Source organism: uncultured Escherichia sp. (assembly GCF_948475835.1).
Classification (GTDB): domain Bacteria; phylum Pseudomonadota; class Gammaproteobacteria; order Enterobacterales; family Enterobacteriaceae; genus ECMA0423.
Window position 1 is genome coordinate 1 of the sequence record NZ_CAOLGM010000169.1, and the last position, 7,770, is coordinate 7,770.

The 7,770-nt window shown below is 46.8% G+C and carries 7 protein-coding genes and 1 pseudogene; all 8 read right to left on the reverse strand.

The genetic code is table 11. From position 1 onward, the window contains the following. Nucleotides 1-4: 4 nt before the first annotated feature. Nucleotides 5-553: a dTDP-4-dehydrorhamnose 3,5-epimerase gene (gene rfbC, locus QZF50_RS21575; RefSeq protein ID WP_290376433.1), complete on the reverse strand. Its 549-nt coding sequence runs from the start codon at nucleotides 551-553 to the stop codon at nucleotides 5-7. A gap of 4 nt (nucleotides 554-557) precedes the next feature. Then, nucleotides 558-1,436 carry a glucose-1-phosphate thymidylyltransferase RfbA gene (gene rfbA / locus QZF50_RS21580; RefSeq protein ID WP_032267165.1) on the reverse strand — a complete coding sequence of 293 codons (879 nt, stop codon included), beginning with the start codon at nucleotides 1,434-1,436 and terminating at the stop codon, nucleotides 558-560. A 57-nt stretch (nucleotides 1,437-1,493) separates the two neighbouring features. After that, nucleotides 1,494-2,393, reverse strand: a complete 900-nt coding sequence (gene rfbD, locus QZF50_RS21585; protein ID WP_038998934.1) for a dTDP-4-dehydrorhamnose reductase — start codon at nucleotides 2,391-2,393, stop codon at nucleotides 1,494-1,496. Next, the gene (rfbB, locus tag QZF50_RS21590; protein WP_038998936.1) at nucleotides 2,393-3,478 is read right to left on the reverse strand and encodes a dTDP-glucose 4,6-dehydratase; all 1,086 of its coding nucleotides are present in this window, start codon (nucleotides 3,476-3,478) and stop codon (nucleotides 2,393-2,395) included. The genes rfbD and rfbB overlap by 1 nt, the downstream gene beginning before the upstream one ends. 371 nt (nucleotides 3,479-3,849) lie before the next feature. Then, nucleotides 3,850-4,743, reverse strand: a complete 894-nt coding sequence (gene galF, locus QZF50_RS21595) for a UTP--glucose-1-phosphate uridylyltransferase GalF (RefSeq protein WP_000183060.1) — start codon at nucleotides 4,741-4,743, stop codon at nucleotides 3,850-3,852. A 174-nt stretch (nucleotides 4,744-4,917) separates the two neighbouring features. After that, nucleotides 4,918-6,312, reverse strand: a complete 1,395-nt coding sequence (wcaM, locus tag QZF50_RS21600; protein ID WP_001115986.1) for a colanic acid biosynthesis protein WcaM — start codon at nucleotides 6,310-6,312, stop codon at nucleotides 4,918-4,920. Nucleotides 6,313-6,322: 10 nt separating this feature from the next. Then, nucleotides 6,323-7,543: a colanic acid biosynthesis glycosyltransferase WcaL gene (wcaL, locus tag QZF50_RS21605; protein WP_000862685.1), complete on the reverse strand. Its 1,221-nt coding sequence runs from the start codon at nucleotides 7,541-7,543 to the stop codon at nucleotides 6,323-6,325. Further along, nucleotides 7,540-7,770: pseudogene (locus QZF50_RS21610) on the reverse strand (colanic acid biosynthesis pyruvyl transferase WcaK); the annotation flags it as partial. The gene wcaL and the pseudogene QZF50_RS21610, both read right to left, overlap by 4 nt.

The window sequence follows — 7,770 nt, forward strand, 5'->3', positions numbered from 1 at the left end:
CCTATTAATGAAATAATTCAATATCGAAAAAAAATGGTTGTCTTGTATCTTTAGGTGAAAGTTGATACTCATCGACTGTGGGCCATAATATACATAATTGATGATCATTCCACCTAATTCCTCTGTCACTTTCCGGATGATAATAATTTGTAGTTTTATAAACAAACTCAGCCGTCTCACTCAGCACCAAAAAACCATGTGCAAATCCTTCAGGGATCCACAACTGGCGCTTATTCTCAGCAGATAAATTCACCCCAACCCATTTGCCAAAAGTTGGTGACGATTTACGAATATCAACTGCTACATCAAAAACTTCACCGACCACACAACGAACTAATTTACCTTGAGCATAAGGTTCCAGCTGATAGTGCAGTCCGCGTAACACACCCTTAGTTGATTTAGAATGATTATCCTGAACAAATTCAACCTTCCGCCCTACAGCCTCTTCGAAAACTTTCTGATTAAAGCTTTCCATAAAAAAACCACGTTCATCACCAAAAACTTTCGGCTCGAAAATTAATACATCTGGAATGTCTGTTTTAATTACGCTCATTTTATTAATAACCTTTAATCATTTTCAGCAGATACTGACCATAAGCATTTTTTTTCAGCGGTTCAGCTAATACTTTCACCTTCTCAGCATCAATAAACCCTTTACGGTAAGCAATTTCTTCCGGGCAGGAAACTTTCAACCCTTGACGCTCTTCAATTGTTGCAATAAAGTTGCTTGCCTCAATCAGGCTCTGATGTGTCCCCGTGTCTAACCACGCATAACCACGCCCCATCATAGCAACAGATAAACGCCCTTGTTCCATATAGATACGGTTAATATCGGTAATTTCCAGTTCACCGCGGGCAGAAGGCTTAAGGTTTTTCGCCATTTCGACAACGTCGTTATCATAGAAATAAAGCCCGGTTACCGCATAATTACTTTTTGGTTGTAGCGGTTTTTCTTCCAGACTGATTGCCGTACCGTTTTTATCAAACTCAACGACACCGTAGCGTTCAGGATCATTTACGTGATAAGCAAATACTGTTGCACCACTTTCTTTGTTAACAGCTACGTCCATTAACTTCGGCAGATCGTGGCCGTAGAAGATATTATCACCAAGAACCAAAGCACAATCATCACCACCGATAAACTCTTCACCGATAATAAACGCCTGCGCAAGCCCATCTGGAGTCGGTTGCACTTTGTACTGAAGATTTAGCCCCCACTGGCTACCGTCACCCAGCAGTTGTTGAAAACGAGGAGTATCCTGTGGCGTACTGATAATCAGAATATCGCGAATACCCGCTAACATCAGTGTAGACAACGGGTAATAGATCATCGGTTTATCATAAATCGGTAACAGCTGCTTACTGACAGCCATAGTTACAGGATAAAGGCGAGTACCAGAACCACCCGCTAAAATAATACCTTTACGCGTTTTCATTTCATCATTCCTTTTTATTCATCTTGCTCCACAATCACGAACAAGATGCAAAAACTATTAAATTGCTGTAGTAGTAAATAATTCGTTGAGCATGCGTTTCACGCCAACCTGCCAGTCAGGCAAGACAAGCGCAAAGTTCTGCTGAAATTTTACTGTATTAAGACGAGAGTTATGTGGACGACGAGCTGGTGTAGGATAAGCTGTTGTTGGTACCGCGTTGAGCTTGTTGAGTGCAAGGGGAATGCCTGCTTCGCGCGCCTCTTCAAAAACCAGCGCAGCATAATCGTACCAGGTTGTGGTACCACTGGCTACCAGATGGTACAAGCCTGCGACTTCTGGTTTATTCAGTGCCACACGAATGGCATGTGCCGTACAATCAGCCAGCAACTCTGCGCCCGTTGGCGCACCAAACTGATCATTAATAACCGCTAATTCTTCGCGCTCTTTTGCCAGACGTAACATTGTCTTGGCAAAATTGTTTCCTTTACCTGCATATACCCAGCTGGTCCGGAAAATAAGATGTTTCGCGCAATGTTCCTGTAACGCTTTTTCTCCGGCTAACTTGGTTTCACCGTAAACATTTAGCGGTGCGGTTGCATCCGTCTCCAGCCATGGCGTGTCGCAATTTCCAGGGAATACGTAGTCAGTTGAGTAATGAATTACCCAAGCCCCAACTTCGTTAGCCGCTTTTGCAATCGCTTCAACACTTGTCGCATTGAGTAATTGTGCAAATTCGGGTTCTGACTCAGCCTTATCTACCGCGGTATGAGCAGCAGCATTAACAATAACGTCAGGACGAATTTTTTTGACGGTTTCAGCCACACCTTCTGGGTTACTAAAATCACCACAATAATCAGTAGAGTGAACATCAAGAGCAATCAAATTACCCAAAGGTGCCAGCGCACGCTGTAGTTCCCAACCTACCTGCCCTGTTTTGCCGAAAAGGAGGATATTCATTACTGGCGGCCCTCATAGTTCTGTTCAATCCACGATTGATAGGCACCACTTTTCACATTATCAACCCATTTTGTATTGGACAGGTACCATTCCACTGTCTTCCGAATCCCGCTCTCAAACGTTTCCTGTGGTTTCCATCCCAATTCGCGACCAATCTTCTCAGCATCAATCGCATAACGTCGATCGTGTCCCGGACGATCGGCAACATAAGTAATTTGCTCGCGGTAAGATTTCTCTTTCGGGACAATCTCATCCAACAAATCACAAATAGTGAGCACTACATCGATGTTTTTCTTTTCGTTGTGTCCACCAATGTTATAAGTTTCACCCGCTTTACCTTCGGTTACGACGGTATATAACGCACGCGCATGATCTTCAACATACAGCCAGTCACGAATTTGATCCCCTTTGCCATAAATAGGTAATGCCTTACCTTCCAGAGCATTAAGAATTACTAGTGGAATCAATTTTTCCGGAAAGTGATAAGGACCGTAGTTATTCGAACAGTTAGTCACAATGGTCGGTAAACCATAGGTACGTTTCCACGCACGGACTAAATGATCGCTGGATGCTTTTGATGCGGAATAAGGACTACTAGGCGCGTAAGCTGTCGTCTCAGTAAAGAGGGGTAATTGTTCTTTATTATTTACTTCGTCAGGATGAGGCAAATCACCATAGACTTCGTCAGTAGAAATATGATGAAAACGGAAGCTATTTTTCTTGTCGCCATCAAGAGCAGACCAGTAATTGCGAGCCGCTTCCAAAAGGACATAAGTACCAACAATATTGGTTTCAATAAATGCCGCAGGGCCTGTAATTGAACGATCCACATGGCTTTCAGCAGCCAGGTGCATCACTGCATCCGGCTGATGCTGAGCAAAAATCCGCGCCATTGCAGCAGCATCGCAAATATCCGCATGTTCAAAAACATAGCGTTTAGAGTCAGAAACATCTGCAAGTGATTCCAGGTTTCCGGCGTACGTTAATTTATCGACATTAACAACACTATCCTGCGTATTATTTATAATGTGACGAACTACAGCAGAACCAATAAATCCTGCGCCACCAGTAACAAGTATCTTCACTTTATTATTCCATATTACTTCAGAGCATGCTGTGAAATAAGCGGCTCTCAGTTTGATTAATAGAGGTATTAATGCACGCTACCGCCCCTGGCTTTACAGCTACCAGAGCACTGCATACATGTCCACGATGTGACGAGCGTTACCCACTCGCGCTAAACCCGAAAAATTCAAACGCTAATTGTCTTACCAATCCGCTCTGGAAACAAGGAAAATCCTGGAAAACTTTGACTAAAATCCTATTGCTAACTCGTTGTTATTCTGATTGTTTATATAAAACAACGGCAGGAAAATTCGCAACAAATTACTTTCGCCACGAATCTTCACTGCCGTAATAATTTTCTTATCAACCGTTACATTCGGTCAGATTTTCATTATTCGCTTAACAGCTTCTCAATCCCTTTACGGAACTTCGCCCCTTCTTTCAGGTTGCGCAGCCCATACTTCACAAACGCCTGCATATAGCCCATTTTTTTACCGCAGTCGTAGCTGTCACCTGTCATCAGCATGGCATCAACGGACTGTTTTTTCGCCAGTTCGGCAATAGCATCAGTTAGTTGGATACGTCCCCATGCACCTGGCTGAGTACGTTCCAGTTCCGGCCAAATATCGGCAGAAAGCACATAGCGACCAACGGCCATGATGTCTGAGTCCAGCGTCTGCGGCTGATCCGGTTTTTCGATAAATTCAACAATGCGGCTGACTTTACCTTCACGATCCAGTGGTTCTTTGGTCTGAATAACGGAGTATTCAGAGAGGTCACCCGGCATACGTTTTGCCAGCACCTGGCTACGGCCCGTTTCATTGAAACGCGCAATCATGGCAGCAAGGTTGTAGCGCAGCGGGTCGGCGCTGGCGTCGTCGATCACAACGTCTGGCAGCACCACGACAAATGGGTTGTCACCAATGGCGGGTCGTGCACACAAAATGGAGTGGCCTAAACCTAAGGGTTCGCCCTGACGCACGTTCATAATGGTCACGCCCGGCGGGCAAATGGACTGTACTTCCGCCAGTAGTTGACGCTTTACGCGCTGCTCAAGGAGAGATTCTAATTCATAAGAGGTGTCGAAGTGGTTTTCGACCGCGTTCTTGGACGCATGAGTTACCAGGAGGATTTCTTTGATCCCTGCAGCCACAATCTCGTCAACAATGTACTGAATCATTGGCTTGTCGACGATCGGTAGCATCTCTTTGGGAATCGCCTTAGTGGCAGGCAACATATGCATCCCAAGACCCGCTACAGGAATAACTGCTTTTAAATTCGTCATTATTTCATCCACCTGTAAAATGGTTGCTGAATTATAGCTTGTTCGATTTTTTTCGCCAGCATCAATTACCCTGAATTGATTACTGAATTACTTGTGATGTTACGCCGCTTCGTTGTGGATTGCAGTAGCATTGTTCCTAAGTATGGCTCCATTTTTCCAGGAATGGTCGCAAATCTACTCCCTCCGTTCTGGCAATCTAAAGTTAATCTTTTCCACATTAACAATATGGTGATTAATCCTGTCGATATCGACGGAGCTTTGTCCTCTTTCATTCACCGCATGAACATTTGCAAGAGACAGGAGTGTTTCTTTTTTCGCCATAAAGACGCCGCGAACGTCTTTGCGCATGTCGAAGTTCATGCTCAATGCGGGTCCAAGAGAGGATTCCTGCATCACATTAATATTACGCATAAAAAGATGTTGCGGTTTGTTGTGTAACTCCAGCGACGCACGCTTCATCTCAATGTTAGTCAGCGCCACAAAGGAGACAGCATTCCCGGCGGAGATTTGGATGCCGCGCAATTTATAAACAAGATGGGTGTTATCCAGTTGAATATTATTCACTCGGAAATTTTGCGGTATCGAGAGATATTTGCCTTTAATTACCCCATAGCCGATTAACATCCCGGCGCTATTAATCATTTCAATATTATCAATCACGAAATTGTCACAACCGTAAATAGCAACTGTCGCGTTATCAATGCCTGCTTTCTTACTGAAATCCGGCGTGATATTGCGAGCTTTGATATTACGAATAACAAAATGTTTGCCATTTTCAACATGGATCAACTGCCGACAATCCGATCCCGTGATATTCGCCACGACAAAGTTTTTCACTGCCTGGTCTTCCGGGTAGTTATTATCGTAGGTACTCCCCGCAAGGCCTATGCCGATGCCCCAGTTGATTTTGCCATTAGTACAGTTGATGCGCTCGATGACATGGTCGGAGATCAAAATATCACTGTCGTTAATTGCCACGTTCCATTCAATGGCGTCGCCTTGTAAGTCGCTGAACTTACAGTTGGTGATGTTGGCACCGATAATCTGGTTATGAAATCCCTGGCGTAAGATGGCGTAATTAGCGTGGCTAACGGTCAGGTTATCGATGGTCAGGTTGCGCATGACCCGTTTGTTTTTGCCGCCGATATAAATCTGCGTTACCGGACCAAAGCCGCTCATAGTCAGCCCTTTGATGGTGCAGTCAGAGCCGCGCACATCCAGGGTGATGTTATGCATACTGCCGCCCTCCCCCCCTGTCACCTGGCTGCCGTCCTGTAAGACAAATCGCCCTCTGCCGTTGCCGCGCAGGCTTCCAAGGATGTGTAACGTTTTACCTGCAGGAATGAAGATGCCGGTGTTGATATTGTCGCAAACCAATCCGGCAGGCACGACGACCGTTTGCCCTTCGCCGAAGGCTTGTTTAAATGAGGCGATCCAGTCGTGAGGGTTGTAGTCGTTAATGTTAACGCTTTGTCGGGCAGGAAGTGCACGGGCGAAAGGTGTATGGAGGAAGGCAAGCGCGGAGCTTGCCGTCAGGAAGGTGCGTCGGGAGAGTTTTTTAAATGGCATACGTTCTCCTCTATAAAGCCTGCAGCAAGCTGGCGAGTTCTCGATTAATCACCTGCTGGTTAAAATCGTGTTCGACTTTTTCGCGTGCACGTTTGACGACCGGAGCCAGTTCGTCGGTGTCCAGTTGGCTAAATGCCGCCAGGCGTTGCGCCAGTGCGCGAGCATCGTTCTCAGGCACCAGCCAGCCGGATTTATCGGCCTCCACCAGTTCCGGTATTCCGCTATGTAGAGTAGAAACAACCGGAATGCCGACCGCCATCGCTTCCATCAGCGCCACCGGAATGCCTTCCATATCGCCGTCCGCACCTGTAACCGATGGCAAGAGGAAGACATCCGCATCGTCGAGCATCGCTTTCACTTCATGGCTCGGTTTAAAGCCCGGCATCTCCACCACATCTTCCAGTTGATATTGTTCGATGAGCGTGCGCAGGCGTCGTTCCCACGGGCCAATGCCGAGGATGCGATAGCGAAATGCCACGCCCTGCTCTTTCAACTGACGGCAGGCTTCGATCGCCACATGCAGGCCTTTTTTCTCGGTTAAGCGTGCGACGGAAATGATTTCCAGCGGCGTTGCGGGCGGTTTCACCGGACGCGGGCTAAAACGCGTCATGTCCACGCCCATACGCGATACGGCAATTTTTTCCCTCGGGCAGCCCATTTTTTGCAGCCTTCCGGCCCACAAATCGCTTATCGGTAACATCAGGTCGCCACGGCGAAACAGTTGTTGATATTCGGGAGTGTAGTGGTTGAGCACTTCCCGACTGGAGATATCAATACCGTGGAAGATAGTGGCAATTTTGCCGCGAATGACACCCAGTTCGCGTAGTTTTGCTGCGGTTACCCCCGCAGGGCCAAAATGAGCGATAAAGACATCGGCATAAAATGGTGTTGCGACCTGGCCGCAAATGGCAGACAAAATCAGGTTCCGCGACTCGGCACCATAGCGTTTGAGGTTGAGCGCCTGCCAGGTATTTTTACGATGAATGCCGCGCAAGGTCTGACTGGCTCGGTGGCGCAGTTTCGCCACTTTGCCCGTAGGTTCGTCCTGTAACCAGCGGGTTCTGGCGGCAAGGTTGTATTTCGTCCATGCCGCGTGGGTGTTTTGTGTGTCGCCTTTTTGCAGCGCGACAATCTCCACCTCAAAGCCCATATCAATAAACGCAGTGATTTGGTTGAGGACGAAGGTTTCCGACGACAGCGGAAATTTCAATAAGAAGAAGCCGACCTTCATTTCACCTCCCCGATGCGTTCCAGTACGGACTGCACCATCTGCATTCCTGTCTGACGCTCACGACTGACGGCTTCACTAAGTCGCGCATTCAGCGCCGGAAGCTGGCCTAAGGTATCCGCAACCATCGCTTGCAGGCTGCCGTCTAATAAATGACGAATATCAATTGCCATCTCTGGTAGCCCCAGTTGTTGCATAATCCCGGCGGATTTATGTTCATAGTTGATGGC

Excerpts from the sequence above, each read along its gene's own strand:
- rfbA (WP_032267165.1), bottom strand. The coding sequence starts at position 1,436 with ATGAAAACGCGTAAAGGTATTATTTTAGCGGGTGGTTCTGGTACTCGC.
- wcaL (WP_000862685.1), bottom strand. The coding sequence starts at position 7,543 with ATGAAGGTCGGCTTCTTCTTATTGAAATTTCCGCTGTCGTCGGAAACC.
- rfbC (WP_290376433.1), bottom strand. The coding sequence starts at position 553 with ATGAGCGTAATTAAAACAGACATTCCAGATGTATTAATTTTCGAGCCG.
- rfbD (WP_038998934.1), bottom strand. The coding sequence starts at position 2,393 with ATGAATATCCTCCTTTTCGGCAAAACAGGGCAGGTAGGTTGGGAACTA.
- wcaM (WP_001115986.1), bottom strand. The coding sequence starts at position 6,312 with ATGCCATTTAAAAAACTCTCCCGACGCACCTTCCTGACGGCAAGCTCC.
- galF (WP_000183060.1), bottom strand. The coding sequence starts at position 4,743 with ATGACGAATTTAAAAGCAGTTATTCCTGTAGCGGGTCTTGGGATGCAT.